Here is a 25,479-nt window from a genome sequence, read left to right on the forward strand (position 1 = left end):
CTGATCCGGCTCCACGGGCGTCACGCGGACACCGCCTGCGCGAAGGCGAAGACGTGGTCCGGGTCGTACTTGGCGGCGACCTCCTTCAGACGCGCGAGGTTGCCGCCGTAGTACGCCTGAGCCCACTGCGGCATCTGCGGGTCGATGTAGTTGACGTACCCGGCGTCGCCGACCAGCGCGCCGAGCCCGTCGCGGATCGTCGCCAGCGTGCCGCGCGCCTGGCCGGCGGCCTCGGGCGGCGTCTTGAGGTAGATCTGCACGTTCGCGAGAGCCGTGCGGTGCGGGAACGCGGTCGCGTCCGGCGCGACGTCGGCCACCGCGCCGCGGAGCCCGTCGAAGATCAGGTAGGTCTCGTCCGACTGGCCCGCCAGCAGGTCCACGGCCTTCGCGGGGTCGCTCATCGGCTCGCGCACGATGCGCGACGACGCCACGGCCGACTCACGGGCGATCGGGCCACCGGCGAAGTACCGCGTGGCCTCCGCGTAGGTCTGGGGCTGGATGAACCGCTGCGCCGGCGCGGGCAGCTCGTTCACCAGCGCGGCGAGCCCACCGACGGAGCCGATGAAGCACCCGCCGATCTTGCAGCTCGGCTGGGCGCCACCACGCACCACGACGTTCGACCACAGTTCGTTCGGCGCCCCGGCGATCCAGGTCTGCCACGCGTCCAGCGCGTCCGCCGCGGCACCGGCCGGGTACGACAGCGAGAACACGGTGACCTCGGGCGCGGGCACCGTGGCGAACACGAACTCGGTGACGATCCCGAAGTTGCCACCGCCACCGCCCCGCAACGCCCAGAACAGGTCGGGCTCCTGCTGGGCGGACGTGGTGACCAGTTTCCCGGAGGCGGTCACCACCGTCGCCGACACCAGGTGGTCGCAGGTCAGCCCGTACTTGCGGGACAGCACGCCGATACCGCCGCCGAGCGTGAGGCCGGCGACGCCGACGGTCGGGCACGTGCCGGTCGGCAGGCACCGCCCGGAGGCCGCCAGGGCCTTCGACACCTCGCCGAGAGCGGCGCCGGACCCGACGCGGACCTGATCACCCGGCAGCACCTCGACGCCGGCCAGTCCGCGCACGTCGACCTGCAGGCCACCGGACGGTGACGAGTACCCGGCGTAGCTGTGACCTCCGCTGCGGGCGGCGATGGCCACGCGTCCCCGTGCCGCCTCGACGCACGCCTGCACGTCCGCGTCGGAGACGACCTTGGCGACGGCGGCGGGCTTCTGAGCGTCCCACACGGGGTTGAAGCCCTGGTAGGCGAACCCGTCGTCGCCGGCGAGCACGAGCTGCCCGGACAGCCTGGAGCGCAACGCGGTCCAGTCCGGAGGTCCACTCGGAACGGACGAACTGGACGGTGGCGGAACCGGGGTGGGGTTGGAGGTGGGGGAGGAACAGGCGGCGAGCGCCGCGCTCGCACCGGCCAGGCCCGCGACCTTCAGAAATCCGCGTCGATCCACATGATGCATGCTGGCACGCCATGATCAGCTCCGCACTCCGTGGCGGTGCAGGAACTACATGGCCAGCACGACCCGGCCGTGAGCGGTGCGGTCCCACGCATCGGTGACATCGGCCAGCGGCACCACCTCGTGGTCGACGGCGAGCGCACCCGCCGCCGCGTGCCCGGCGATCGCGGAGATGGCCTCGGCCCGCTGCCGCGCGGTCAGCTCGTTGTTGGTGTAGCCGGACAGGCGCAACGACCGGCTGCGCAACGTGGACGACGTGATCGGGCTCGTCTCGCCCGCCGATCCGCCGAGGTTCACCCACCGGGCACCGGGACGCAACGCCCGGGCGGCCGCGGCGGCGGGCTCCCCGAACAACGGGTCGATCAGCAGGTCGGCGCCCTGGGCCGCCTCCGCCACGTCCTCCAGCGGCACCACGACGTCGGCTCCCGCCCGCACCGCGCGTGCACGGCCCTCCGCCGAACGCGCGGCGGCCGCCACCCGTCCGGCACCGGCGAGCCGGGCGAGCTGGATCGCGGCCTGACCGACGGCTCCGCAGCCGAGCACGACCACGGACTCGCCGGGCGACAGGCTGCTCAACGCCTCGTACGCGGCGACGGCGGACAGCCCGAGCGCGGCCATGACGACGGGGTCGACGTCGGGCAGGAAGACGAGGTCTTCCTCGCGCACCAACGCCTTCGCGGCCATGCTCCCGTCACCGGGAGCCATCCCGGCGCTGGTGGGGAACCACACCGTCCGCCCGCTGACGGTCCCGATCCCCTGCACGCCGGGCACGTAGGGCGTCGCGGGGACGCCGAAGTAGGACGTGCCGCTGGCGCACAGGCGGTCCAACGGGGTGATGGGCGCGGCGAGGACGTCCACGACGACCTCGCCGGAGGGCTCGTCCCGGTCAACGAGCGACGGAGGCTGACCGGGACGAACGACTACCGCGGCGCGCACGGCTGCAACACGAAGTCGAACTCGGCGAGCACCCACGGCACCGCGGACGTGCCGCCGTCCGGGGTCGGACCGGGCTCGCGCGGCTCGAACCTGACCACGAGCTCCTGCTTGGTGCCGAACACGACGTCGCTGTCGAGGTACTCGGCACCCTCCTCGAACAGGTGCGTGATCAGCGGCTCGTACCCCTCGGCGGTGAGCAGGAAGTGCACGTGCGCCGGGCGGAAGTGGCTGATCGCGGTCTGCCCGATCAACGCGCCGACCGGCCCGTCCATCGGGATCGAGTACCCCTTCGGCGTGATCGTGCGGACGCAGTAGGTGCCGTCCGCCTCGGCCCGGTACTTCGCGCGCAGTCGGGCCTCGTCGACTTCGAGCTGTGCCTCGTACGCGCCCTCGGCGTCGGCCTGCCAGACGTCCAGCACGGCTCCGGGAACCGGCGAACCGTCCAGCGAGCGCACGCTTCCGGTGAGGTAGAGCGGAGTTCCGTCCACGTCGTCGGACATGTCGCCGCCGAAGCCGAGCTCGGGGGAGCCGTCGATGTGGAACGGCCCGAGCACGGTCGCCGGTGTCGCACCCGCGTCGAACCGGTGGTTCATCTGCACGACCAGCATGCTCAGGCCGAGCACGTCCGAGGCCAGGATGAACTCCTCGCGCTTGGAGTCGCTGATCTGCCCGGTCGCGGTGAGCCACCCGATCGCGGCCATCCACTCGGCCTCGGTGAGCCGCACCTCGCGGGCGAAGTCGTGCAGGTGCCGGACGAGCGCGGTCATGAGCTGCGCGGTCCGCGGGTCCTTCGCGGTGGCCCAGCGCTGCTCGGCGAGCGCGGTGATGTTGTCCTCGGTGACGAGCTGCATTGCTCACTCCTCGACAGGCGCGACAGACCTGGTGTTCGTGTCGACGGAAAGGAAGATCTGGTTGGCCACGGGGTTGCGCAGCTCCTCGGCGAGCTGCCCGATCAGCCCGGCGGTGCGGGCCAGCAACGCGAAGCCCCGCAACAGCTCCAGCGGCAGACCGAGGTCGGCGAGCACCGCGCCGCACGTGCCGGCGCCGTTGAGCGGCAACGTCTTGCCGAGCACCTGCGGGTGTACCCGCCCGATCGCGGCGAACAGCGAGAGGTGCGGCCCGACCAGGCCTTCCTCCTCGGCGATCTCGAACAGGCGCGGGGTGCGGGGATCGCCGTTCTTGTGCACGTGGTGCCCGAGCCCGGGGATGCGCGACTTCCCCTGCGCTCGAACGGTTTCCAGCGCGAGCGCGTCCCAGTCGCCGGGTGTCCCACTGGCGCGCACGACGGAGTTGAGGAACCGTCCGGCGTCCTCGGTGACGCCGAGGAACCGCGAGCCGCCACCGAGCAGACCCGCCGCCAGCGCGCCCTGCACGGAGTCGGGGGCGGACAGGAAGGTCAGGCGGCTGACGATGGCGGTCGGCGTGAACCCGTGGTCGGCGAGGGCGGCCAGCACCGCCTCGAACAGCCGCGTCTCGCCGGGGCTCGGCCTGCGCTGGGTCGCGAGCCAGAACGCCAGCTCACCGAACCCGACGGTGCCCATCACGTCTCGCGCGAGGTCCTGTCCCAGCAACGTGATGGTGTCGGGCGTGGACGCGCCGAGCGCCGTTTCATAGACCGTCACGGTCCTCCTTCAGCCATGCGCGCAGCTCCTCGCCGTGCTCGTCGAGATCCGGTGGAGGCAGCCGGTAGACCGCCGGTGTCTCCGAGAAGCGGATCGGGTGCCGGGTCGTCGGCACGTCCCCGACCACCACGACGGGGTCGAGCCCGAACCGCTCGGCCATCGCGAACCCGCCGTCGATCGTGTTGATCGGCCCGCACGGCACCCCGGCCGCCACGAGCAGGTCGAACCACTCGACGGCGCCACGGGTCCGCAGCCGGTCCACCAGGACCGGCCGGAGCTCCTCGCGGTGCCGCGTGCGGTCGGCGTTGCGGGCGAACCGGGGGTCGTCCGGCACCTCGGGCAGCTCCAGGACCTCGCACAGCCGCCGGAACTGGCCGTCGTTGGCCGCCGCGACGATCAGGTCGTTGTCGGCGGTCGGCAACGGCTCGTACGGGAACACGCTGGGGTGCGCGTTGCCCATGCGGAACGGCACGACACCGCCCGCGGCGAACGCCGAGCTGTGGTTGACCAGACCCGTCAGCGCCGACGACAGCAGGTTCACCTCGACGAGCTGGCCCTGTCCCGTCGCGTCGCGGTGGCGCAGCGCGGCGAGGATGCCGATGACGGCGTGGTTGCCCGCCATCACGTCGAACACCGAGATGCCCGCGCGGTACGGCGGCCCGTCCGGGTCACCGGTCAGGCTCATCAACCCGGAGATCGCCTGCACCATCAGGTCGTAGCCGGGAACGTGGCTGCCCTCCCCGGAACCGAACCCCGTGATGGACGCGTAGACCACCCGCGGGTTCGCGGCGCTGACCGAGGCGTGGTCGAGCCCGTACTTGGCGAGGCCGCCCGGTTTGAAGTTCTCGATCACGATGTCCGCGCGCCGGGCGAGCTCCCGTCCCAGCGCGGCGTCGTCCTCGGAGCGCAGGTCGAGGGCGATCGACCGCTTGCCCCGGTTGACGCCCAGGTAGTAGGTCGAGACGTCGTCGCGGACCGGCGGCATCCACGTGCGGGTCTCGTCGCCGGCCGGGCCCTCGACCTTGACGACCGAGGCGCCCATGTCGGCCAGCAGCATGGTCGCGTACGGGCCCGCGAGCACGCGCGAGAAGTCGGCGACGAGCAGGCCTTCGAGAGGGCCCATCAGACCGACGTCCGGGTGTCGCCGCGGTACTCGGTGTAGGTGTAGGGGTTGTCCAGCACCTTGGACTCCGGGATGTCCGGGTTCATGCCCTTCGCCCACGCCTCCTCGCCGAGCTGCGTCCGCAGGTGCTCGACGGTGTTCGACACCCGGGCGCGGATGGCGCCGAGGTCGACCCCGACGAGCTTGTGGTCGCGCTTCACGATCCGGCCGTCGACGAGCACGGTGTCCACATCGGACCGTTGTGCCTGGAAGGCCACGTGCCCGTACGGGTTGAGGATCGGGAACATCGCGGGGGAGTCCTCGTTGCGCAGCAGCACGATGTCGGCCTTCTTTCCGACTTCGAGGCTGCCGAGGTCCGCATCGCGTCCCAACGCCCGTGCGCCGCCCGTCGTGGCCCACTGCACGACCTGCTCGGCGCGCAACGACGAGTGCGTGACGGTGTCGTTCCTGGCGTGCGCGGCCATGTGCTCGCGGGCCCTGTCGGCACCGAGCGTCGCGCGCATCGCGGAGAACAGGTCGCCGCTCCACCACACCGACGTGTCCATCGACAGCGACACCGGGATGCCGTGCTCGCGGATCGCCCAGGTGGGCGGGTACCCCTGGCCCGCGCTCTGCTCGCTCTCGGTCGACACGGAGATCGAGCCGCCGGTCGCCGCGATGCGGTGGTAGGAGTCGGCGGACAGCGTCGCCGCGTGCACGTAGATCGACTGGGGCGTCATGAAGCCGTTGTCGTACATCAGCCTGATGCCGTCGTCGTTCGTCGCGCCCCAGACACCCGCGTGCGTCGTGACGGGGACGCCGAGCTCCCGCGCGACCTCGAAGGCGGCCTTCTCGGGGAACGACGGGTCGCCCGTGACGTCGAACGCGAGCTGGAATCCCAGCATGTCGTCGCCGGTGATGCGGCGGGAGACGAAGTCCCGGAACTCGGGCGTGGCGGTCCAGGAGGCGGGGCTGTCCTGGATGTTGCCGTAGGCCAGGACGAACCGGCCCGGCACCGCCTGCAACGCGTCGACGGCGGCGTCGGCGTGGTCGGTGGTCCGCAGGCCGTGCGACCAGTCGACGGTCGTGGTGACACCGGCGTCGAGCGCCTCGGCCGCGCCCAGGAGGTTGCCGGCGTGGACGTCCTCCGGCCGGAAGACCTTGCCCCACTCCAGGTAGTACCAGACGAAGTACTGCGTGAGCGTCCAGTCGGCCCCGTAGCCGCGCATCGCCGTCTGCCACAGGTGCCGGTGCGTGTCGATCATGCCCGGCATGACGATGCCGTTTGTGGCGTCGATCTCGACGGTCCCCTCCGGCACCTCCAGCCGCGGCCCGATCGCGGCGATCCGGTCGCCGGCGACGAGGACGTCGTGATCGACGAGCGGCTGGCGGCCGTCCATGGTCAGGACAGTGCCGTTTCTCAGGACGACGGAACTCATCGGGAACTCCCTTGACCGTCTGGCGGACAGGTGTCCGTTGAATCGTCAACCTTCGACGGCCGCGGGTCAACCCCTCAGGACGCGACGACCTCGTGCGGCACCGCGCCGAGCCGGGCGAAGTCGGCGCTGATCTCGCCCGCGACCTGCAGCAGGAGGGGCAGGTGGTGCTCGACCATGTGCTCGACCGACGTCTCGGACGCGTGGCAGTTGACGTTGATCCCGGCCACGACCCTGCCGCTGCCGTCGCGCAACGGCGCCGCGACCGACCGGATGCCCAGCGCGAGCTGCTCGTCGGTCAGCGCCCAGCCGCGCGCCCGGACGTCCCGCAGCTCGGCGTCCCGCTCGGCCGCGTCCGGCTGCCAGCGCGACGTCAGTCCGGACCGGGTCGGCTGCGCGAGCACGGCCTCCAGCTCGTCCGGCGGCAGGGCGGCGAGCTGCACCTTCCCCAGCGACGTCGGCAGTGCCGGGAACCGCGTGCCGATCTGCACGGACAGCGTGACGATCTTCGGCACGGCGACCCGCGCGACGTAGACGATGTCCGGCCCGTCGAGCTGTGCGATCGACACGGACTCGTTGGTGCGGGCGCACAGCCGTTCCATGTGCGGGCGGGCGACGTCCCACAGGCCCATCGACCGCACGTACGCGACGCCGAGGTCGAGCACCCGCGGCGTGAGCGCGAAGCCGGCCTCGCTCTGCCGCACGTAGCCGAGCTCGGCGAGCGTGAGCAGGATGCGGCGCGTGGTCGGCCGTGCGAGCCCGGTGGCCGAGGCGACCTCGCTGAGCGTCATCACCGGGCGCAGCGGCCGGAACGCGCGGATCACGTCCAGGCCGCGGGCGAGCGCCTCGATGAAGTCGGGGCCGGTGTCAGGGCGAGCAGGCATGTGCCCACGATATCGGACACCTGTCCGTTCAGCGGGCGACCAGCTTCCTGCCCGTGGAACTCACGGCTGGGGGACCGCTTCCTCCTTTCGGCGGGACCGCAGGCTGGTCAGGGTGACGACGCCCAGCGTCGCGACGATGACGGCCAGCGAGACCGGGGTCGGGATCGTCGGCACGCCGGGCCACACGCCGTGCGCCCAGTGCAGCACCAGCTTCACCCCGATGAACGCCAGGATGATCGCGAGACCGTGGTTGAGGTGCACGAGCTTGGCGAGCAACGACTGCAGCACGAAGTACAGCGCCCGCAGGCCGAGCAGCGCGAACGCGTTGGTGGTGAACACGAGGTACGGGTCCTCGGTGATGCCGTACACCGCCGGCACCGAGTCGATCGCGAACACGACGTCGGTCGCGAAGACCGCCACCACCACGATCGCGAGCGGGGTGAGAGCCCTCCGGCCGTTCTCGCGGACGGTCATCCTGGTGCCGCGGTAGTCGTCGGTGACCGGCATCAGCCTGCGCAGCAACCGCACCGACAGCATCTTTGAGGTGTCCTTCGCCTCCGGCTCACCGGCGAGGGCCGAGTGCAGGATCTTCAGCGCGGAGGCGAACAGGACGAGACCGAACACCAGGAACGCCCAGGTCCCGGCCGACAGCATCGCGGCACCGGCCGCGATGAAGATGCCGCGCAGCACCAGTGCGCCGATGATGCCGTAGAGCAGCACGCGCTGCTGGATCTCCGACGGCACGCTGAACGCGGCGAGCAGCAGCATGAAGACGAAGAGGTTGTCCACCGAGAGGGACTTCTCCACCACGAACCCGGTGACGAACTCCAGCGACTGACCGCTGCCGAACTCGAACCACAGCCAGAGCCCGAACAGCAGCGGCAGCGTCAGGTAGAAGACCGACCAGCCCGCCGCTTCTTTGACCGACACCTCGTGCGGGCGGCGGGTCACCAGGAAGTCGACCACCAGCAGGGCGACCAGCACGGCGATGCTCACGAACCACAGACCGGGCGACGCCACGGAGTGCACGGGCACAAAGCCTCCTCGAACAGGATCGTTCGAGGTCTCCTTCACCCGGCGCGGGCGGTCTCCCGAGGACACCTCGGGGTGTCCGTACTGACCGGGCAGACGCTTGGGAAGTACTCCCCTCGTCGGTCAGCATAGGTAAAGAGATGGTAATGCTCAAGTAAGTCGATCGTGTGGGTTGCATCTCAAGCCGCTTGAGGTCCGATAGTGGCCTCATGAACGACACCAGGCTGTACGCGATCGGAGAGGTGGCTCGCCGCACCGGGCTGAGCGTCAGCGCCATCCGGTTCTACTCCGACGAGGGCATCGTCGCCCCCGCCGAGGTCACCGCGGCCGGGCACCGGCTCTACGACGTCCACGCGATCGCCCGGCTGGAGTTCGTCAGCACGTTGCGCGAACTGGACGCGGGGCTCGACGACATCCGGCGGCTGCTGGACGGCCGCGTGACGCTCTCCGAGCTCGCCACCGCGCACCTGTCCCGGTTGGACGACCAGGCCCGCCGCATCCGGTCGAGGCGAGCGGTGCTGCGGACGATCGCCCGGCAGCACACCGAAGCCGAGCAGGTGATCCTCATGCACAAGCTGGTGGGGATGTCCGACGAGGAGCGCGATCGGCTGTTCGACGACTTCTGGAACGAGATCAGCGAGGGCCTCGAGGTCAGCCCCGAGTTCCTCGGGCTCATGCGCAACGGCCGTCTGGTCCTGCCGGACGAGCCGGCCACCGAGCAGTTGGAGGCGTGGATCGAGCTGGCGAACCTCCTGCAGGACGCGGACTTCCGCCGTGAGGTGAAGAAGGCGTTGCGGGAGACCTTCACCGGGCCCGCCGCCGCGATGATGACGTCGGCGGAGATGGTGGGCGCGTTCGAACGGGGAGGCGCGATCTTCGTGCGGGCGCAGGAGGCGCAGCAGGCCGGTGAACCGGCGGACTCGTCGCTGGGGCGTGAGATCGCCGGTCTCTACGCGTCTTATCTGGGGGAGATCACCGAGACCCCGGACAGTCCTGAGTACCGCGAGAAGCTCGCGGCCGGCGTGCTCGACATCGAACGGCTGCACCTGGAGTCGATCGAGGAGGCCACCACGTCCACCGATCCGTACACCCGGTACCAGTCGCTGGTGGCGATCATCGACGGGACCGCGAAGGAGGCCGCCGAGTTCATGCCGTTCGCCTGGCTGTCGGCGGCACTCAAGGCCTCTGTGTCCCCCTTGGGGGCTACACGCGAATGTCCACCGCACGGTGACGTCCCAGAGGCGTGAAATCCCTAACGTTCCGGCCATGCGATTTCTGAAGCAGTTCCTCCTGGTCGCGGCCGTCTCGTTCGTGGGTGCCACCGGCGTGCAGGCGCTGGGGTGGAACGCGCCGCTCACGCTGGTCGCCGGTGTCGTCGCGGCGGCGCTGGCACTGGCCGCGTACGCCTGGGTGGTGCGCAGGACCGAACGCCGGGAGCCCACCGAGGTCTCGTTGAAGATCGCCGCGGGAGCTCTCGGTCGCGGTGTCCTCGCCGGACTCGCGATGTTCGGCGCGGTGATCCTGAACATCACCTTCCTCGGCGGGTACGAGGTGCGCGGCTGGGGCTCGGTGTCCGGCATGATCGCGATCTTCGGGTTCATGGTCGCCGTCGCGGTGACCGAGGAGCTGATGTACCGCGGCGTCGTGTTCCGCATCGTCGAGGAGCACCTCGGCACGTGGCTCTCGCTGGTCCTGAGTGGACTCGTGTTCGGCTTCGCGCACATCTTCAACCCGAACGCCACGGTGTGGAGCTCGCTCGCCATCGCGATCGAGGCAGGGCTCATGCTCGGCGCCGCGTACGTGGCCACGCGCAACCTGTGGGTGCCGATCGGGGTGCACTTCGCGTGGAACTTCGCCCAGGGTGGCATCTTCAGCACCAGCGTCTCCGGCCAGGACGCGCCGCAGGGGCTGCTGGACGGCGTCACGTCCGGTCCCGCGCTCGTCACCGGTGGGGCGTTCGGGCCGGAGGCGAGCGTGTACTCGGTGCTGGCCGGACTGGTCGTCACGGCGGCGTTCCTGTGGCTGGCGAAGCGCAGGGGCAACGTCCTGCCGCGCCGCGGTCGTGCCGCGTCGGCCGCTACTCTCGCCGCGTGATCAGCCTTCAGCGGTGGCGCGCCTGGGACGTTCGCGTCCAGGACGCGCCACTGGCGTTGTTCCTCGCGCTGGGGTCGCTGGTGCCCGCCCTGCACGACAAGGGCACCCAGCTCGGAGGACTGCCGAACCGGCCGTTCGACGCGCTGGCTCTCGCGGTGATCGCGTTCGAGTGCCTGCCGCTGGTCGTCCGCCGGAAGTGGCCGCTGGTCTGCCTCGCTGTGGTGTCGGTGGCGTTCGCCGTCGACCAGCTGCGCGGTTACCACACCGTCGCCGGCACGGCCCTGCCGATCGCGTTGATCAGCGCCGGGCTGCACCTGTCGCACCACCGGCGCGGCACCGTGATCGCGCTCTCCGCCGGATACGTGGGGTTGTCCGTCGCGCTGGACCTGAACGGCGCCACGGAAGGCGTGGCCGGGTTCGTCACGTTCTACCTGGCGGTGGCCGCCGCGTGGGGGATCGGCGCGTGGCTGCGGCTCGCGCGCAGCGCCGAGGAGGAACGCCGCCGGCACGTCGCCGCGGCGACCCGTGTCGCGGAACGGACGTTGATCGCCCGTGAGCTCCACGACGTCGTCACCCACCACGTGACGGCGATGGTGGTGCAGGCCGAGGCCGCGCGGTACCTGACCGCGGCCCCCGACCGGCTGGACCAGACGTTGCGGGCGATCACCGACACCGGCCGGCGGTCGCTGTCGGACCTGCGGCACCTGCTCGACCTGCTGAACCCCGACCACAGCACGGAGACGGTCGGGGACCTGCGCACCCTGGTCGAGCAGACCCGGCTGGCCGGGCAGCCCGTGCAGTTCGCGGAGGAGGGCGAGGCGGCGCGGGACGCGGGCAGCGCCGAGGCCGTCGCGTACCGGGTGGTGCAGGAGGCGTTGACGAACGCGTTGAAGTACGCGCACGGCAACCCGACGAACGTGCACGTGCGTTACGGGGAAAGGGAAATCACCGTGGAGGTCGGTACCGAGGGCGCGAGGTCGGCCACGGCGGTCGGAGGCAGCGGCCGCGGCCTGGCAGGGCTGCGCGAGCGCGTCGACGTGCTGGGCGGCGAGTTCTCGGCGGGACAACGCGACGGCGGCTTCGTGGTCACGGCGCGCATCCCGGCGGGGAACCCGGCGTGAGCGCACCGGTTCGCGTGCTGGTGTGCGACGACCAGGCGCTCATCCGCACAGGGTTCGCCACGATCATCGACGCCCAGCCGGACCTCGAGGTCGTGGGGGAGTGCGGGGACGGGCGCGCGGCGGTCGACCTCGCCCGCAGGCTGACCCCGGACGTCGTCGTGATGGACGTGCGGATGCCGGTGCTCGACGGCATCGGGGCGACCCGGCTGCTGGCGGGCGCCGGCGTCCCCGACCCCGTGAAGGTTCTCGTGGTCACGACGTTCAACCTCGACGAGTACGTCTACGAGGCGCTGCGGGCCGGTGCGAGCGGGTTCCTGCTCAAGGACGCGCCACCGGCCCAGCTGCTGCACGGCATCCGGACCGTGGCGAGCGGTGCCGCGCTGCTCGCGCCGGAGGTGACCCGGCAGCTCGTCGGCAGGTTCGCGGCGCGCATCCGGCCCGCCGGGGAGGTCGCGGAGACCCAGCTGGCACCGCGTGAGCTCGAAGTCCTGCGGCTGATCGCCGAGGGCCTGTCGAACAGCGAGATCGCCGCGGCCCTGGTCATCAGCCAGGAGACGGTGAAGACGTACGTGTCGCGCATCCTCACCAAGCTCGACCTGCGCGACCGGGTGCAGGCCGTCGTCTACGCCTATCGCCGCGGCCTGGTCACCTAGGCCTGGTCACCTGGGCCCGTCGGCAGGCGAGAGTGCCGTCATCACCACCGCCGAACACCTGCGACACAAGATCGAATTCTGATAGACAGCAGTGGTGGACCGACGTGAACTCAGCGCTCTCGCGCACGCAGACCATCCGATTTCGGCTCCGTTGAGCGACAGCACGGTGGAGCACCTCCTCCGCCGGGCCGTCCGCGGGCCGGACGATCATCTGCTCGATCTGGGCTGCGGCGACGGCACCTGGTTGCTACGCGCGCTGCAGGCGCACGACCGCGCAACGGCTGTCGGAGTCGACATCTCGGGTGCAGGCTTCGACCACGTCCTCGGCGAGGCCGCCCGGCTCGGTCTGGAAGAGCGGCTGGAACTGCGCCGCCAGGACGTCGCCGAGTACCGGTCGACCAGGAAAGCGGACCTGGTGCTCAGCGTGGGAGCCGCCTACGCGTTCGGCGGGCTGCTCCCCACGTTGAACGCCGCTCGAGAGCATCTCGCCGAAGACGGGATGCTCCTGCTCGGCGACTGCTTCTGGGAGCGCGAACCCGACGCCGCCGTCCGAGCGCAACAGGAGGGCGGTTCGCAGAAGTACGCGGATCTCCCGACCACCGTGGCCCAGGTCGTCGCCGACGGATGGACACCGGTCTACGGGTACATCAGCACCATCGCGGAGTGGGACGAGTACGAGTGGTGCTGGACCGGCACCCTCGCCCGGTGGGCCCTCGACAATCCCGAACACCCCGACAGCGACCTCGCTCTGCAGATGTCGGAGGCCCACCGCACCAGCTGGCTGGGCGGCTACCGCGGATTTCTCGGGTTCGTCGTCCTCTTGCTGCGGCGCACACCTCCTCCCGCGGCATCGACCGAGGTGTCCTGAGGGCCGTCTTACCAGGTGATCACAAGACGTGACCCGGTCGTCACGAAGCGATAGGAACCGGGTATGAGAACTCGGAACCTCGCGATCGCCTCGACCGTCCTCGCCGTGGCCGCGCTGCTGACCCCGGCGGCGCTGGCGGACCGTCCCGTCTGGTTCACCTCGTGGGCGCAGTCGCAGCAGAACCTCGCTCCCGTCACGCTGCACGACCAGTCGATGCGGATGATCACCCGTCTCAGCCAGGGCGGCAGCGCGGTCCGGATCCGGGTGCAGAACACGTTCGGCAGGCAGCCGTTGACGATCGACCGGACCACCGTCGCGCTGAGCGCGGGCGGCGCGGCGGTGGAGGGCACGCGCGACGTGACGTTCGGGGGCCGCCGCGCGGTGACGATCCCCGCGGGCGGCGAGATGTGGAGCGACCGCACGTCGCTGAACACCGTGCCGGACACCGATCTCGCGGTCAGCATGCACGTCGCGGGCGAGGTGGTGCCCGGCCGGCACGACGCCGCGTTCCGCGACAACTACCTGACCCCACCCGGCTCGGGCGACCACACCACCGGCCAGGGCGCCGCGTACACGCAGACGGTGCAGTCGACCTACCTGGTCAGCGCGGTCGACGTGTTCAACCCGCGGCTGAAGGGGACGGTCGTGCCGTTCGGCAGCTCGGTCGTCGACGGCGTGGGGAGCACGGACTGCGGGCCCGGCTGCACCGAGCTCGGCACGAACAAGCGCTGGACCGACGTGCTGGCCCGCCGCATCGCCGCCTCGCCCGGCCCCCAGCTCGCCGTCGCCAACGCCGGCGTCAGCGGCACCACCAGTGCCGTCTGCCCGCGCACTCCGGCGCCGTTCGTCGGCCTGGATGCCCTGTCACGGCTCGAAAGGGATGTCCTGGCCCTGCACGGCGTCAGCGATGTCATCTATTACTACGGCACGAACGACCTCGCGAACGGTTGCACCGCAGCCGACATCGTCACCAGCTACCGCGCGGTGTTCCAGCGGCTGCGCGAGGCCGGGATCGCCGTGCACGTCACGCCGATCACGCCCCGGCCCGGCTACAGCGACCAGAACAACGTGGATCGCCACGCCGTCAACGACTTCGTGAAGCGCGGTGGCGACTGCTCGGACACCTGCGCCGCGGTGCAGGACTTCGACCAGGTGCTGGAGGACCCGATCAAGCCGAACAGCATCAACGCCCAGTACGACGTCGGTGACGGCGTCCACGTGAACATCAGGGGACAGCGGGCGATCGCCGACTACATCGCGCTGGAGACCATCGCCTAGCGTCGTGCGCCGCGTGCGCTGTACGCGGCGATCCCGCCCGCGAACAGCACTCCCGCCGTCCACCGGGTCAGCGTGTCGTCCGGGGCGCCGACCGGCCACGTGACGACGCGGCCGAGCGCCGACCCGGCGGGCGGCATGATCGCCGCCACCGCCCACCACAGCACCGGCGCGGTGGCGGCGAGCCGGGCTCCGGCCACCGTCGCGGCCAGGCCTGCCAGACCGATCATGCCCGCGGTGTCGCGGACGGCGAAGGCGGCGTCGAACGGTGCGTCGCCGAGCTCCTGCACCAGCAGCACCGAGGTCGCGGCCACCGTCGCGGCGAGCAGGAGGTGCCCGAGGCGCCACCACGGCCACGGGACGGCGGTCGACCTGTCGAGCTCCGGGTCCTGGCCCGCGAGACCGGCCGTCGTCACCAGCACGGCGGCCAGCGTCGTCAGCGACGCGCTGAGCGGCGTCCACGGCGAGTGCAGCGCCGACCACGCGACCAGCACCACGACGGGCAGGACGACCAGCGCCGCCGGAACTCCACGTGACTGCGCGTACAGCGCGAGCGGCCTCATCAGCTCGCCTTCAGCACGTCGAGCACGCGTTCGGAGTCCTCGCACGCCAGCAACATCTGCCGCGCCCGCACGACCCGGTCCAGCTGCTCCCGCGCGGACTGGCCGCGGAACGTCCGCCAGGCCTCGTCGATCTCGGCCCGCAGCCGGCTGTTGCTCCACGTCAAGGAGTCGGAGGCCAGCTCGGCCAGTTCCCCGTTGAAGTAGCCGGCGGTCAGGTAGCGGACGGCGCTCCCGCTGGTGTCGAAGGTGTTCGGGGTGGCGCATCCTGCCACGCCCGCACCGGCCAGCAGTTCCAGCCGCAGCTGGTCACCGGTCATGGTCAGGTGGCTGGGAAAGCGCTGCGACTCCACGTAGACGATGCGCCGATCGCGTTGGGGCGCCGCCAGATGAGCCATCGCCGACGTGTCCTCCCTGACCTCGGAAGGCGCGTCGGGCAGCACCGAGAGCGTGGTCAGGACGTCGCGGCCGACCGCGGCGACGGTGGGGAGACTGGCGGCGTGCACCTGGCTCACGCACACGGTGCCCTCGCAGACCAGCTTTCCGGCGATTGAGTCGGTCACCAGCACGTCGGAGTACTTGACCGGCATGATCGACAGGGCGAGGACGACCGCCAGACCGGCCGGCACGAGTGCGGCCAGGCGGCCGAGGTGGGTCCGCGCGGCGAGCAGGAGGAACGCCGTCACGCCCAGGCCGGTGAACCACACCACCTGACCCAGGTCGACGGACGCCGAGGTCGTGACCAGGTCCGAGCCCGGCGGGTCGAGGACGGGCGTGAGCAGCGCCAGCCGGGAGATCTCGTCGTCGGGCGAGCCGGCTTCGAGCGCCCGCGCCGCGCTGGTCGAGACCATGAACGTGGCCACCAGCGCCACCGGCACGGTCAGCGGGTGCGGCAGGAGCCGGCCCACCGCGAGTCCGAACAGGACGCTCGACGCGAGGGCGAGCACCACGGTCACCATGAGCGGGACGAACCCGGCCGAGACGAACCCCCCGCCGAGTGCGACCTTGACGACCAGGGCCACGCACATCACCGCGCCCGCCACCGCGACGGCGCCCGCCACCGCGCAGGCCAGCGTGCCGAGCCTGACCCAGCCGGGACGGGAGGTGGAGGTGAACAGCTCGGTCACCCGTGCGCGGCTGTCCCGCATTCCCTGCAGGACGGCGAATCCGACCACGAGCGCCCACACGTAGGCCAGGGGCAGGCGGAGCTCGAGCACCGCCGACGTCGAGTTCGCCGGCCACCTCTCGCTCCCGGACGTGATCAGCAGCAGCATTCCGGTGCTGGACACCAGCACGAGCAGCCCTGCCCAGAGCGCGGTCGAGCGTCGCAGCTCGATGCGCAGCCCGGTCACCAGGCACCCCCGGCGGTCTTCGCGCTGATCAGTGCCGAGTAGCCGCGCTCGATCGGGCTGTCGCCGACGTGCGCCTCCGTGCCGGCGGTGGCGAGATCGTCCGGAGTTCCCCGGAACACCAGGGATCCCTGGTCGACGAGCACCACGTCCGTGCACGCCGCCGCGACGTCCTCGACCAGGTGGGTCGAGATCAGCACGCAGGCCTCCCTGCCGAGTTCGACGACGAGCTCGCGGAACCGCAGCCGTTGCGCGGGGTCCAGGCCGACCGTCGGTTCGTCCAGGAGCAGGAGCTCGGGTTCGTTGACGATCGCCTGCGCGATGCCGACCCTGCGGACCATGCCGCCGGACAACGACTTCATGCGGTCCTCGGCGCGGTCGGTCAGCCCGACCCGTTCGAGTGCCTCCCGCACGGCGGCAGGAATGCGTGCCGGTGGCATCTCCTTCAGCCACGCCAGGTACTCGACGAACTCGCGCACCTTGAAGCGCTTGTAGAACCCGAAGTGCTGCGGCAGGTAGCCCAGCCTGCGCCGGACGGGCCTCAGCTTGCCGTTCGCCGGTGTGCCGAGCAGTGACAACGTGCCCGAGGTGGGGGACTGCACCGTCGCCAGCGTGCGGATCAGCGTGGTCTTGCCCGCGCCGTTCGGGCCGAGCAGCCCGTGCACACCGCGGCCGAGCCCGAGGCTGAGTCCGTTCACCGCGTCGCGGCCCTTGCGCCCGCCCACGCGCACCACCAGGTTGTCGGCTTCGATCGCCTGCATCCCGTTCTCCCTCAAGTGTTCTCGCTCTTGACGGGCTAGACGGCGACGGGGCTCGCGAGGTTCTCGGAACGCTGTGACGGCGGTCACCAGCTGCCGGGCCGATCGGGGATGCCGAGCACGGCGCTGTAGCCGCGTTCGAGAGGACTGTCGCCCGCGTGCCGTTCCGTGCCGTGGGCCGCGAGCCGTTCGGTGGTGCCCTGGAAGACGAGTTTCCCCTGGGAGAGAAGCACGACGTCCGTGCAGGCGGCAGCGACGTCCTCCACCAGGTGCGTCGAGACGACCACGCACGCGTCGGTGCCGAGTTCGGTGAGCAGCTCGCGGAACCTGAGGCGCTGGGCGGGATCGAGACCGGCCGTCGGTTCGTCGAGCAGCAGGATCTCGGGGTCGTTCACGATCGCCTGCGCGATGCCGGCGCGCCGGATCATGCCGCCGGACAACGTCTTCATCCTGTCGTCGGCCCGATCGGCGAGCCCGACCCTCTCGACGGCGCGCTGCACGGCCGCCGGGATGTCCCGCATCTCCTTGAGCCACGCCACGTACGCCACGAACTCCCGCACGGTGAACCGCCGGTAGTGCCCGAACTCCTGCGGCAGGTACCCGACCCGCCGGCGCAGATGACGCAGCTCCGCGCCACCGAGCATCGAGAGCTCGCCCGAGTGCGGTTCGAGCACGGTCGCGAGCGCGCGGACGAGCGTCGTCTTGCCGGCGCCGTTGGGCCCGAGCAACCCGTGCACACCACGCCCCATGGAGAGCGTGACGCCGTCGACGGCCATCCGCCGCCCGGCCTTGACCCGCAGGTCGCGAGCCTCGATCTCCCAGGCGTAGGTGGTGGGCGCGGTCATCGGTTCCCCTCCAGACGCGTGAACGCCATCCGCCGCAAGGCGAGCACCACCAGCCCGGCCCCCAGCAACGCGACCCAGACCGGCGCGGCGGCCGCACCGAGCACGACGGACGTGCGGCTGAACGCGATGGTCGGCGCCACGATCACCAGGGCCCACGCCGCGATCAGCACGACCGCGGCCCGCGTGACCCCGACCAGCGTCCCAAGAGCAAGCGTGCCGACGGTGAACGCCAGACAGGGCAACAACCACCGCCCGAACCCGGCGCCCGTCAGCAGACTCGCCACCGCCAGCCCCGGCACCACCACGGCCAGCACCGCCGCCGTCCGCCGAAACACGAGCGGCAGCCCCGCCCGAGGCGTGGCGGCGGTCAGCTCCCAAGCCGGGTCGAGCGAACGCCCCCAGGACGCGGCGACACCGAGCACCGGCAGCACCGGCGCGACCAGCAACACCAGCGACACCCGATCACCCACCGCGAACCCGGCCCGGTCGAGCACCACCGCGGCGGCGATGACCAGCAGGATCATCGCGAGCCACGGCCCCGCCGCGGGCGAGACCCACCCGTGCACCCGCCGCCAGGCCCGCGCGCGCGGCATCTGCGGGGTGCGGTCGAGCAGCGGCGAGAGACTCGCCCAGACGGCCTCGGCGATCGGCTCGGGGGCGAGCCTCGCGCGGCACGGGGCGCAGGTTTCGAGGTGCGACTCGACGGCCCACAGTTCGTCCGCCGGGATGCCGGGGTCGCCTTGGGAGTAGCGGTGCAGGAGGTGGTCTGCGGGGTGGTCGGTGGTCATGGTCGCGCCTCCTGCGTCGCGGTGTGCGGGGGCTCGGGCGGGGTGGCGGGGGAGTGGTTGACCGCGGCGTTGGGCTGGCCGGGGACGGTGGCCGCCGTGCTGTCGGGTGGACCAGGCTGGAGAGTGGTGGCGCCGGGCCGGGGCGCCGCGGTGGTGCCATCGAGCGGGTTGAGCTCGTGAGAGAAGGCGGTGTTGTCGTGCGGGCCGCACCGCTGGTCGGTGGGCACGGGCCGGTAGCTGGTGGGGTCTGGTCGGCGGACCGCTGTGGCGGGGCCAGGTCGGACCGCGGCTGTGGCGCCGCGGGGTTGGCCGGGCGGCCGGATGGCGGTGCAGGCGGAATGCTTGGTCTGGTGGGCAGCGCGGATGCTGTCGGGCAGGCTCTCCCGGCGAGTGGCTGTGGCCGTGTGACCGGGCCGGTCAGCCTGGTGGGTGGTCGTGTGGCCGGGCAGGCTGACTTGGCAGGTGGCTGTGGCCACGCCGCCGAGCAGGTCGGCCTGGTGGATGACCGCAGTCGTGCGACAGAACTGGCTGACTCGGCGGGCGGCCATGTCGGTGCGACCAGGCAGGCCGACCCGGCGCCCACGCGGAACCCATCGGCCGCCGGTGCCGCCAACGGCCGACGCGTCTCCGAGAGCGGTCATGCCAGGGCCTCCCTCATCGCGATCCGAGCCCGCCGGGCACGGGTCTTGACGGTGCCCTCCGGCACCCCGAGCAGCACCGACGTCTCCCGCACCGTCAGTCCGTCGAGCACCATCGCCTGCAGCACCTGCCGCAGTTCCGGCGCCAGGCGGCGCAGCGCGTCGCCCACCTCGTCCCCGACCACTCCGTCGAGCACCTCCTCGTCGGCCGCGGCGGCGGGGGAGGGCGCGGCCGCGGCGGGCGGTGTGGCGTGGTGTGCGCGGCGGCGGAACGCGTCTATCAGCCTTCGTGCGGCGATGGTCCACAGCCAGCCGACGGCGGTGCCGCCCGCCGCCGCGCCGGCGAACGCGTCCGCTGCCCGCCACACGGCCAGGTAGGTCTCCTGCAGCACCTCGGCGACGATCTGCTCGTCCGAGCAACGTCTGCGCAGCCGCACGGTCAGCCACGGCGAGGTGCGGCGGTACAGCTCTTCGAACGCGCGGCGGTCGCCTCGTGCGACCCGGCGCACGAGCTGTTCCTCGTCGAGGCCCGCCTCACCCCGGATGGCTCTCACACTCCGCTAGACGTCGAGATCGAAGCTCAGGTTCTCACCGCGACGTGACACGAGCCACAACAATTCACTCGATAACTTCAGTGTTGACCAAAACTCAGGCCCACGGCCAGCGTCAGCTCCAAAACCCGCTGCGGAGACCCGAGGTCAGGGAAGAGGTCCCGGAGCTGGCCCATCCGGTACCGGACGGTCTGCGGGTGCACGAACAGGGCAGCGGCCACCTCCTCGCGCCGGCCGTGGTGCAGCAGCCAGGCGCGCAACGTCTCCTCCAGCCGCCGGGCCGTGGTGGCCGGGAGTGCCAGCAGCGGGGCCAGGGCGCGGGCGCGCAGGTCGGCGTACGCGTCGGGATCGGCGCTCAGCACGAGAGAGGCGAGGTGCTCCTCGGTGTCACGGATGTCGGAGGAGAGGGAGCGTGCGCGTACGGTCCGTTCGTACGAGGCGGAGGCACGCATCCATGGACGTGCTGGCCCGACGACGGCATTGCGGTGGTTGAGCTGTCGTAGCAGGTGGGAGCGGTCGGCGTCGGGTACGAACAAGACGCCGGTCGAGTCCGGCAGGTCGTCGAGGACGAGGGTGCCGGGGTCGAGCGAGCGGTAGGCGGGGCGGGCCTGGAACGCGGGGAGCAGGACCACGGTCAGCGTGGACGGCGGCTGCCAGCCGGCGCGTCCGGCGGAGGCCAGCAGGACCTCGGCGCTCGCGCCGGCGAGCAGGTCGCGGGCGAGTTGTTCGAGGTGGCGCTCGTGGGCCAGGCCTCGTGCGGCCAGTTCGTCGGCGTGGCCCGCGGCGCTGGCGGCGGACAGCTCGTCGATGTAGGCGAAGGTCAGTTCGGCGAACTTCGCCACCTCCGCGGCCGGCAGACCCGCTGGTACGGCGCCTGCGGCCAGGCCTCGCCAGGCCACGCGGGCGCCGACGCGGTATGCGCTGAGCAGCGCGTCCATCGAACGGCCGTCGCGCACCTCGCCGCGGCCCAGTTCGTAGGCCGCGTCGCTCGCATCGCCGCCCCCGCCGGTGCCGCTCGCGAGGTCCAAGTAGTGTCCTAGCGCCGTGCGAACGGCACGGCGGATGGTGCCACCCATGCGTCCGGAAAGTGCATTGGCATAGCTCGGCACCTCGGTGATGATGGCGCGGACCACTTCGTCGGCGGTCGGCCTCAGGACCTCCCGCAACGCGGTCACGGTCTTCTCATCCAGGGCCAGTTCGGTGGCCCTCCTCATTGCGTGAGTCACGATTTGTTCCCTGCGAACAATCCAGCCGGGGATATTCACGTCCTGCGGACAGGACTTTACGCCCTAGGGCGCATCAAGCTGGAGTCATGACGAGTGCCGCCCTACGCAGCAGGGCGTGGAAACTGCTTGAGCTGGTCACGACGCCGCTGCTGCCGTCCGACTACCTCGACCTGGTGAGTCCCCTCCGCTCAGGTGCTGACCTGCGCGGCCGCATCGAGGCCGTGCACCGCGAGACAGACGATGCCGCGACGATCGTGATCAAGCCCGGCAAGGGCTGGCGCGGTCACGTCGCCGGTCAGTACGTCCGGGTCGGCATCGACGTCGACGGCGTGCGCCTCTGGCGCGCGTACTCGGTCACGTCGCCGACGAACCGCGCGGACGGCCGCATCACGATCACCGTGAAGGCCATCCCCGACGGCAAGGTCAGCAACCACCTGGTCCGCAAGGCGAAGCCCGGCACGGTGATCCAGCTCGACCAGGCCACCGGCGAGTTCGTCCTGCCCGCCGCCAAGCCCGCCAAGGTGCTCTACCTGACGGCCGGCAGCGGCATCACGCCCGCGATGGGCATGCTGCGCGACTCGCGGCTCGCCGACGTCGTGATGGTGCACTCCGCGCCGCGCAAGGAAGACGTGATCTTCCGCAACGACCTGCACGACCTGGTCGCGGACGAGGCGCTGAAGCTGGTCGAGCTGCACACCGACACCGACGGCATGCTCGACGTCGCCGAGCTGGAGAAGCTCGTGCCCGACTGGGCCGAGCGCGAGACCTGGGCCTGCGGGCCGGCGGGCCTGCTCGACGCCGCCGAGGCGCACTGGGCGGAGCACGGCATCGCTGAGCGCCTGCACACCGAGCGGTTCCGGCCGACCGTGGTCGTGGCCGGCGAGGGTGGCGAGGTCACGTTCGGCAAGACCGGCAAGACCGTCGAGGCCGACGGTGCCACGCCGCTGCTGAACGTCGGCGAGGAGGCGGGCGTGCTGATGCCGTCCGGCTGCCGCATGGGCATCTGCTTCGGCTGCGTCACGCCGCTGAAGTCCGGCGCGGTGCGGGACCTGCGCACCGGCGAGATCACCCAGGCCGAGGACAGCCCCACCGCGCACGTGCTCGTCCAGACCTGCGTGTCCGCCGCGGCGGGCCCCTGCGAACTCGAACGCTAGCCAGCGCGCCCACCACTGACATTCCCTTCCCCCCGCGAAGTGGCCCTCCCCCAGCCACTGCTTCCCGGAAAGCGAGATTCATGACCGCCATCGATCCCACCGCCCACCTGACCGACGAGCAGATCGAGGAGCTCGGCCGCGAGCTCGACGCGATTCGCGACGAGGTGATCGCCAGTCGTGGTGAGAAGGACGCGGCCTACATCCGCAAGGTCATCTCGGTGCAGCGCAAGCTGGAGCTGACCAGCCGCGGCATCCTGCTGTTCTCGCTCTTCCCGCCGGCCTGGATCATCGGCACCGCCGGTCTGTCGGTCGCGAAGATCATGGACAACATGGAGATCGGGCACAACATCCTGCACGGCCAGTGGGACTGGATGCGCGACCCGAAGATCCACTCCACGACCTGGGAGTGGGACCACGTCTCGCCGGCCGAGCAGTGGAAGCACTCGCACAACGAGCTGCACCACACGTACACCAACGTGATCGGCAAGGACAACGACCTCGGCTACGGCATCATGCGCGTGGACGAGGACCAGAAGTGGCACCCGATGCACCTGGGTCAGCCGCTGTGGAACTTCATCAACGCCTGCTTCTTCGAGTACGGCATCGCCGCGTACGACCTGGAGCTCGGCAAGAACCTGCACAAGCGCCGCCGCAACAACCCGGAGTTCCGGGCGCGCGCCAGGGCCGTGGGCCGCAAGATCCGCAAGCAGGTGCTCAAGGACTACGTGATCCACCCGCTGCTGTCGGGCCCGTCGTTCCTGACCACGCTCGCGGCGACGTTCACCGCGAACCTGGTCCGCAACCTCTGGTCGCACTCGGTGATCATGTGTGGTCACTTCCCCGAGGGCGTGCAGACCTTCGAGCGCCGGTCGATCAAGGGCGAGACGCGCGGCCAGTGGTACCTGCGCCAGATGATGGGTTCGGCGAACATCAGCGGCAGCAAGGCCATGCACTTCATGACCGGCAACCTGTCGCACCAGATCGAGCACCACCTGTTCCCGGACCTGCCGAGCAACCGGTACGCCGAGGTCGCGGTCAAGGTGAAGGCGCTGTTCGAGAAGTACGAACTGGACTACGTGACCGGCCCGCTGCCCAAGCAGGTCTTCTCCGCGTGGCACAAGGTCTTCCGCCTGTCGCTGCCGAACCGCAAGCCCAAGGTCAAGGCGCCGGCCAAGGACAAGGAACTGGTCGCCGCCTGAGACGGGCAATGGTTCAGATCTTTCGGCCGTACCGGCGACACCGCCGGATCCGGTGAGATTCCTTCGTAGGGCCCGAGTTCCACCCCTGCTGCTTCATCGGGCCCTCCGACGGAGGAACTCATGCGAAGGGTCTACCTCGTCGCGGCCACCCTGCTCATGGCCGCGACGATCTACACGCCTGCCTCGAACGCGGCTCCTGCCGCCGCGGCGATCACCGAGACCGTCTACGTCGAGTCCACGATCGACAGTGACGCGGACGGCAAGCTCGACCGGATCGCCGCCGACGTCATGCGGCCCGACACGGCCGGCCGAGTGCCGATCGTGATGGAGGCCAGCCCCTACTACGGGCTGGGCGCGACGGCCGCGTCGGCGACGAACGTGCCGCGCGGCTTCGGCCGCTGGTACGACGAGTACTTCGTGCCGCGCGGGTACGCCGTCGTCGAGATGGAGATGCAAGGCACCTCCCGCTCGACCGGCTGCCCGACCACGGGTGGTCCCGAGGACACCGCGAGCGTCCGCGCGGTCGTGGACTGGCTCAACGGCCGCGCCAAGGCGTTCTACGCGGACGGCCGGGCGGCGGTGGCGAGCTGGAGCACCGGCAACGTCGGCATGCTCGGCGTCTCCTACAACGGCACGCTGCCCAACGCGGCCGCCGCGGCGAACATCCCCGGCGTGAAGACGATCGTGCCGATCGCCGCGATCTCCAGCTGGTACGAGTACGCCCGTGACCAGGGCATCGGGTACAAGGGCTGGGAGTCCAACTACCCGACCTTCCTCGCCAACTACGTCGTGAGCGCGGCGCAGAAGGCGAAGTGCAAGCCGGTGTTCGACCAGCTGTCCCGCGAGGACGGCGACGAGTCCTTCGACTACACGTCGTTCTGGAAGGCCCGCGACTACCGGGTGGGCGCGCAGAACGTGTCCGCGTCGGTGTTCGCCGTGCACGGCCAGGCGGACTGGAACGTCAAGCCGTCCCAGTTCGGCCGCTGGTGGAAGGAACTGGCGGACCGCGGCGTGCCGCGCAAGATCTGGCTGCACCGGGGCGGGCACCTCGACCCGATCTCGTTCCGCCAGGCCGAGTGGCAGCGCGTCATGGGGCTGTGGATGGACCACTGGCTCAAGGGCGCGGACAACGGGATCATGAACGAGCCCATGGCCGACGTGCAGAAGCCGGACGGCAGCTGGGAACAGGCCGCCACGTGGCCGCGGCCGGACACCAAGGACACCACGCTGTACTTCGGTCCGGCGGCCGGTGGCATGTCCGGTTCGCTGACCACCACACCGGTGGCCGGTGGCACGCAGAGCCTGCGCGCGAACGCGAACATCAGCGAGGCGGCCATGATGGCCAACCCGGAGACCGCGAACACCAGCCGGCTGGCCTACCTGACGGCACCGCTGACGAAGGACGCGCGGTTGTCCGGTGAGGTCAGCCTGACCGTCCGCGTCGGGTCGAACCGGGCGTCGACGCCGCTCACCGCGTTGCTGGTGGACTACGGCCCGAGCACGCAGGCGGTGCTGTCCGAACGCAGCCCGCTGCAGCTGTCCACGGAGGTGTGCGGCAGGAACGACCTGCGGGACAAGACCGGCTGCGCGCGTCCGCCGGACGTGTCGATCCAGGCGGTGTCGGCGACGATGCTGACCAAGGGTGCCGTCGACGCCAAGAACCGCCTGTCGCTCGAGACCGCGACCCCGTTGCCCACCAACGGGTCCACCGCGGACGTGACCTGGAAGCTGCACGCCAGGGACGCGTTGGTCCCGGCAGGGCACCGGATCGGGATCGTGCTCGTCACGAACCACAACGCCTACATCGCCGCGGACGCGGCGGCGAGCGGTGTCTCGCTGTCCGTGTCGCTCGGCGTCAGCAAGGTGGTGCTGCCGATCGTCGGTGGCGCGCTGAACAGGTGATGACGAGCCGGGGCCCGCGGACT

At 71.0% G+C, this 25,479-nt stretch carries 25 protein-coding genes; 9 read left to right on the forward strand and 16 right to left on the reverse strand.

Annotation, left to right across the window (positions count from 1 at the left end; translation table 11 throughout):
* Positions 1-20: 20 nt before the first annotated feature.
* From ORI60_RS23250 to ORI60_RS23285, 8 genes are all read right to left on the reverse strand, one after another.
* The gene (locus tag ORI60_RS23250) at positions 21-1,466 is read right to left on the reverse strand and encodes an FAD-binding oxidoreductase (RefSeq protein ID WP_266036654.1); all 1,446 of its coding nucleotides are present in this window, start codon (positions 1,464-1,466) and stop codon (positions 21-23) included.
* Between the two features lie 45 nt (positions 1,467-1,511).
* Positions 1,512-2,399, reverse strand: a complete 888-nt coding sequence (locus ORI60_RS23255) for a quinone oxidoreductase family protein (protein ID WP_266036655.1) — start codon at positions 2,397-2,399, stop codon at positions 1,512-1,514.
* The gene (locus tag ORI60_RS23260; protein ID WP_266036656.1) at positions 2,384-3,250 is read right to left on the reverse strand and encodes a dioxygenase; all 867 of its coding nucleotides are present in this window, start codon (positions 3,248-3,250) and stop codon (positions 2,384-2,386) included. The genes ORI60_RS23255 and ORI60_RS23260 overlap by 16 nt, the downstream gene beginning before the upstream one ends.
* Positions 3,251-3,253: 3 nt before the next feature.
* Positions 3,254-4,021 carry a citryl-CoA lyase gene (locus tag ORI60_RS23265; RefSeq protein ID WP_266036657.1) on the reverse strand — a complete coding sequence of 256 codons (768 nt, stop codon included), beginning with the start codon at positions 4,019-4,021 and terminating at the stop codon, positions 3,254-3,256.
* Positions 4,008-5,144, reverse strand: a complete 1,137-nt coding sequence (locus ORI60_RS23270; RefSeq protein ID WP_266036658.1) for a CaiB/BaiF CoA transferase family protein — start codon at positions 5,142-5,144, stop codon at positions 4,008-4,010. The genes ORI60_RS23265 and ORI60_RS23270 overlap by 14 nt, the downstream gene beginning before the upstream one ends.
* Positions 5,144-6,562: an amidohydrolase family protein gene (locus ORI60_RS23275; RefSeq protein ID WP_266036659.1), complete on the reverse strand. Its 1,419-nt coding sequence runs from the start codon at positions 6,560-6,562 to the stop codon at positions 5,144-5,146. Before ORI60_RS23275 ends, ORI60_RS23270 begins: the two co-directional genes overlap by 1 nt.
* A 74-nt stretch (positions 6,563-6,636) precedes the next feature.
* Positions 6,637-7,443 carry an IclR family transcriptional regulator domain-containing protein gene (locus tag ORI60_RS23280; protein WP_266036660.1) on the reverse strand — a complete coding sequence of 269 codons (807 nt, stop codon included), beginning with the start codon at positions 7,441-7,443 and terminating at the stop codon, positions 6,637-6,639.
* Between the two features lie 60 nt (positions 7,444-7,503).
* Positions 7,504-8,478, reverse strand: coding sequence for a TerC/Alx family metal homeostasis membrane protein (locus tag ORI60_RS23285; RefSeq protein WP_266036661.1), 975 nt, complete (start codon positions 8,476-8,478; stop codon positions 7,504-7,506).
* Positions 8,479-8,684: 206 nt separating this feature from the next.
* Between ORI60_RS23285 and ORI60_RS23290 the strand changes: the two genes are divergently transcribed.
* From ORI60_RS23290 to ORI60_RS23315, 6 genes are all read left to right on the forward strand, one after another.
* Positions 8,685-9,722, forward strand: a complete 1,038-nt coding sequence (locus tag ORI60_RS23290) for a MerR family transcriptional regulator (RefSeq protein WP_266036662.1) — start codon at positions 8,685-8,687, stop codon at positions 9,720-9,722.
* Positions 9,723-9,741: 19 nt separating this feature from the next.
* The gene (locus ORI60_RS23295; protein ID WP_266036663.1) at positions 9,742-10,569 is read left to right on the forward strand and encodes a CPBP family intramembrane glutamic endopeptidase; all 828 of its coding nucleotides are present in this window, start codon (positions 9,742-9,744) and stop codon (positions 10,567-10,569) included.
* Positions 10,566-11,690 carry a sensor histidine kinase gene (locus tag ORI60_RS23300; protein WP_266036664.1) on the forward strand — a complete coding sequence of 375 codons (1,125 nt, stop codon included), beginning with the start codon at positions 10,566-10,568 and terminating at the stop codon, positions 11,688-11,690. The genes ORI60_RS23295 and ORI60_RS23300 overlap by 4 nt, the downstream gene beginning before the upstream one ends.
* Positions 11,687-12,343: a response regulator gene (locus ORI60_RS23305; RefSeq protein WP_266036665.1), complete on the forward strand. Its 657-nt coding sequence runs from the start codon at positions 11,687-11,689 to the stop codon at positions 12,341-12,343. The genes ORI60_RS23300 and ORI60_RS23305 overlap by 4 nt, the downstream gene beginning before the upstream one ends.
* 166 nt (positions 12,344-12,509) lie before the next feature.
* Positions 12,510-13,211, forward strand: a complete 702-nt coding sequence (locus ORI60_RS23310; protein WP_266036666.1) for an SAM-dependent methyltransferase — start codon at positions 12,510-12,512, stop codon at positions 13,209-13,211.
* 63 nt (positions 13,212-13,274) lie between these two features.
* Positions 13,275-14,489 carry a GDSL-type esterase/lipase family protein gene (locus ORI60_RS23315; protein WP_266036667.1) on the forward strand — a complete coding sequence of 405 codons (1,215 nt, stop codon included), beginning with the start codon at positions 13,275-13,277 and terminating at the stop codon, positions 14,487-14,489.
* Here ORI60_RS23315 and ORI60_RS23320 read toward each other — a convergent pair.
* The 8 genes from ORI60_RS23320 to ORI60_RS23355 all read right to left on the reverse strand — a co-directional run bounded on the left by ORI60_RS23320 (position 14,486) and on the right by ORI60_RS23355 (position 21,201).
* Positions 14,486-15,049, reverse strand: coding sequence for a hypothetical protein (locus tag ORI60_RS23320; protein WP_266036668.1), 564 nt, complete (start codon positions 15,047-15,049; stop codon positions 14,486-14,488). The genes ORI60_RS23315 and ORI60_RS23320 overlap by 4 nt on opposite strands.
* Positions 15,049-16,398, reverse strand: coding sequence for a hypothetical protein (locus tag ORI60_RS23325; RefSeq protein WP_266036669.1), 1,350 nt, complete (start codon positions 16,396-16,398; stop codon positions 15,049-15,051). The genes ORI60_RS23320 and ORI60_RS23325 overlap by 1 nt, the downstream gene beginning before the upstream one ends.
* On the reverse strand, positions 16,395-17,156 hold the full coding sequence (locus ORI60_RS23330) for an ABC transporter ATP-binding protein (protein ID WP_266036670.1): 762 nt from the start codon (positions 17,154-17,156) through the stop codon (positions 16,395-16,397). The genes ORI60_RS23325 and ORI60_RS23330 overlap by 4 nt, the downstream gene beginning before the upstream one ends.
* Positions 17,157-17,239: 83 nt before the next feature.
* On the reverse strand, positions 17,240-17,998 hold the full coding sequence (locus tag ORI60_RS23335; protein ID WP_266036671.1) for an ABC transporter ATP-binding protein: 759 nt from the start codon (positions 17,996-17,998) through the stop codon (positions 17,240-17,242).
* Positions 17,995-18,786 carry an anti-sigma factor family protein gene (locus tag ORI60_RS23340; RefSeq protein ID WP_266036672.1) on the reverse strand — a complete coding sequence of 264 codons (792 nt, stop codon included), beginning with the start codon at positions 18,784-18,786 and terminating at the stop codon, positions 17,995-17,997. Before ORI60_RS23340 ends, ORI60_RS23335 begins: the two co-directional genes overlap by 4 nt.
* Complete coding sequence (locus ORI60_RS23345; protein ID WP_266036673.1) at positions 18,783-19,427, reverse strand: hypothetical protein; 645 nt, start codon at positions 19,425-19,427, stop codon at positions 18,783-18,785. Before ORI60_RS23345 ends, ORI60_RS23340 begins: the two co-directional genes overlap by 4 nt.
* A complete protein-coding gene (locus ORI60_RS23350; protein ID WP_416234394.1) occupies positions 19,424-19,969 on the reverse strand; it encodes an RNA polymerase sigma factor in 546 nt (181 codons plus the stop codon). Before ORI60_RS23350 ends, ORI60_RS23345 begins: the two co-directional genes overlap by 4 nt.
* Before the next feature lie 86 nt (positions 19,970-20,055).
* On the reverse strand, positions 20,056-21,201 hold the full coding sequence (locus ORI60_RS23355; protein ID WP_266036675.1) for a helix-turn-helix domain-containing protein: 1,146 nt from the start codon (positions 21,199-21,201) through the stop codon (positions 20,056-20,058).
* An 86-nt stretch (positions 21,202-21,287) separates the two neighbouring features.
* Here ORI60_RS23355 and ORI60_RS23360 point away from each other — a divergent pair, with 86 nt between their 5' ends.
* The 3 genes from ORI60_RS23360 (at position 21,288) to ORI60_RS23370 (ending at position 25,456) form a co-directional block, all read left to right on the forward strand.
* A complete protein-coding gene (locus ORI60_RS23360) occupies positions 21,288-22,355 on the forward strand; it encodes a ferredoxin reductase (protein ID WP_266036676.1) in 1,068 nt (355 codons plus the stop codon).
* An 80-nt stretch (positions 22,356-22,435) separates the two neighbouring features.
* Positions 22,436-23,554 carry a fatty acid desaturase family protein gene (locus ORI60_RS23365; RefSeq protein WP_266036677.1) on the forward strand — a complete coding sequence of 373 codons (1,119 nt, stop codon included), beginning with the start codon at positions 22,436-22,438 and terminating at the stop codon, positions 23,552-23,554.
* Positions 23,555-23,674: 120 nt separating this feature from the next.
* A complete protein-coding gene (locus ORI60_RS23370; RefSeq protein ID WP_266036678.1) occupies positions 23,675-25,456 on the forward strand; it encodes a CocE/NonD family hydrolase in 1,782 nt (593 codons plus the stop codon).
* Positions 25,457-25,479 lie beyond the last annotated feature (23 nt).

Source organism: Lentzea sp. NEAU-D7, from assembly GCF_026242055.1.
Taxonomy (GTDB): domain Bacteria; phylum Actinomycetota; class Actinomycetes; order Mycobacteriales; family Pseudonocardiaceae; genus Lentzea.

What these genes read in the sequence shown, in the direction of transcription:
- ORI60_RS23250 (WP_266036654.1), bottom strand. Translation starts at nt 1,466, where the DNA reads ATGCATCATGTGGATCGACGCGGATTTCTGAAGGTCGCGGGCCTGGCC.
- ORI60_RS23260 (WP_266036656.1), bottom strand. Translation starts at nt 3,250, where the DNA reads ATGCAGCTCGTCACCGAGGACAACATCACCGCGCTCGCCGAGCAGCGC.
- ORI60_RS23270 (WP_266036658.1), bottom strand. Translation starts at nt 5,144, where the DNA reads ATGGGCCCTCTCGAAGGCCTGCTCGTCGCCGACTTCTCGCGCGTGCTC.
- ORI60_RS23275 (WP_266036659.1), bottom strand. Translation starts at nt 6,562, where the DNA reads ATGAGTTCCGTCGTCCTGAGAAACGGCACTGTCCTGACCATGGACGGC.
- ORI60_RS23280 (WP_266036660.1), bottom strand. Translation starts at nt 7,443, where the DNA reads ATGCCTGCTCGCCCTGACACCGGCCCCGACTTCATCGAGGCGCTCGCC.
- ORI60_RS23290 (WP_266036662.1), top strand. Translation starts at nt 8,685, where the DNA reads ATGAACGACACCAGGCTGTACGCGATCGGAGAGGTGGCTCGCCGCACC.
- ORI60_RS23295 (WP_266036663.1), top strand. Translation starts at nt 9,742, where the DNA reads ATGCGATTTCTGAAGCAGTTCCTCCTGGTCGCGGCCGTCTCGTTCGTG.
- ORI60_RS23315 (WP_266036667.1), top strand. Translation starts at nt 13,275, where the DNA reads ATGAGAACTCGGAACCTCGCGATCGCCTCGACCGTCCTCGCCGTGGCC.
- ORI60_RS23320 (WP_266036668.1), bottom strand. Translation starts at nt 15,049, where the DNA reads ATGAGGCCGCTCGCGCTGTACGCGCAGTCACGTGGAGTTCCGGCGGCG.
- ORI60_RS23330 (WP_266036670.1), bottom strand. Translation starts at nt 17,156, where the DNA reads ATGCAGGCGATCGAAGCCGACAACCTGGTGGTGCGCGTGGGCGGGCGC.
- ORI60_RS23335 (WP_266036671.1), bottom strand. Translation starts at nt 17,998, where the DNA reads ATGACCGCGCCCACCACCTACGCCTGGGAGATCGAGGCTCGCGACCTG.
- ORI60_RS23340 (WP_266036672.1), bottom strand. Translation starts at nt 18,786, where the DNA reads ATGACCACCGACCACCCCGCAGACCACCTCCTGCACCGCTACTCCCAA.
- ORI60_RS23345 (WP_266036673.1), bottom strand. Translation starts at nt 19,427, where the DNA reads ATGACCGCTCTCGGAGACGCGTCGGCCGTTGGCGGCACCGGCGGCCGA.
- ORI60_RS23360 (WP_266036676.1), top strand. Translation starts at nt 21,288, where the DNA reads ATGACGAGTGCCGCCCTACGCAGCAGGGCGTGGAAACTGCTTGAGCTG.
- ORI60_RS23365 (WP_266036677.1), top strand. Translation starts at nt 22,436, where the DNA reads ATGACCGCCATCGATCCCACCGCCCACCTGACCGACGAGCAGATCGAG.
- ORI60_RS23370 (WP_266036678.1), top strand. Translation starts at nt 23,675, where the DNA reads ATGCGAAGGGTCTACCTCGTCGCGGCCACCCTGCTCATGGCCGCGACG.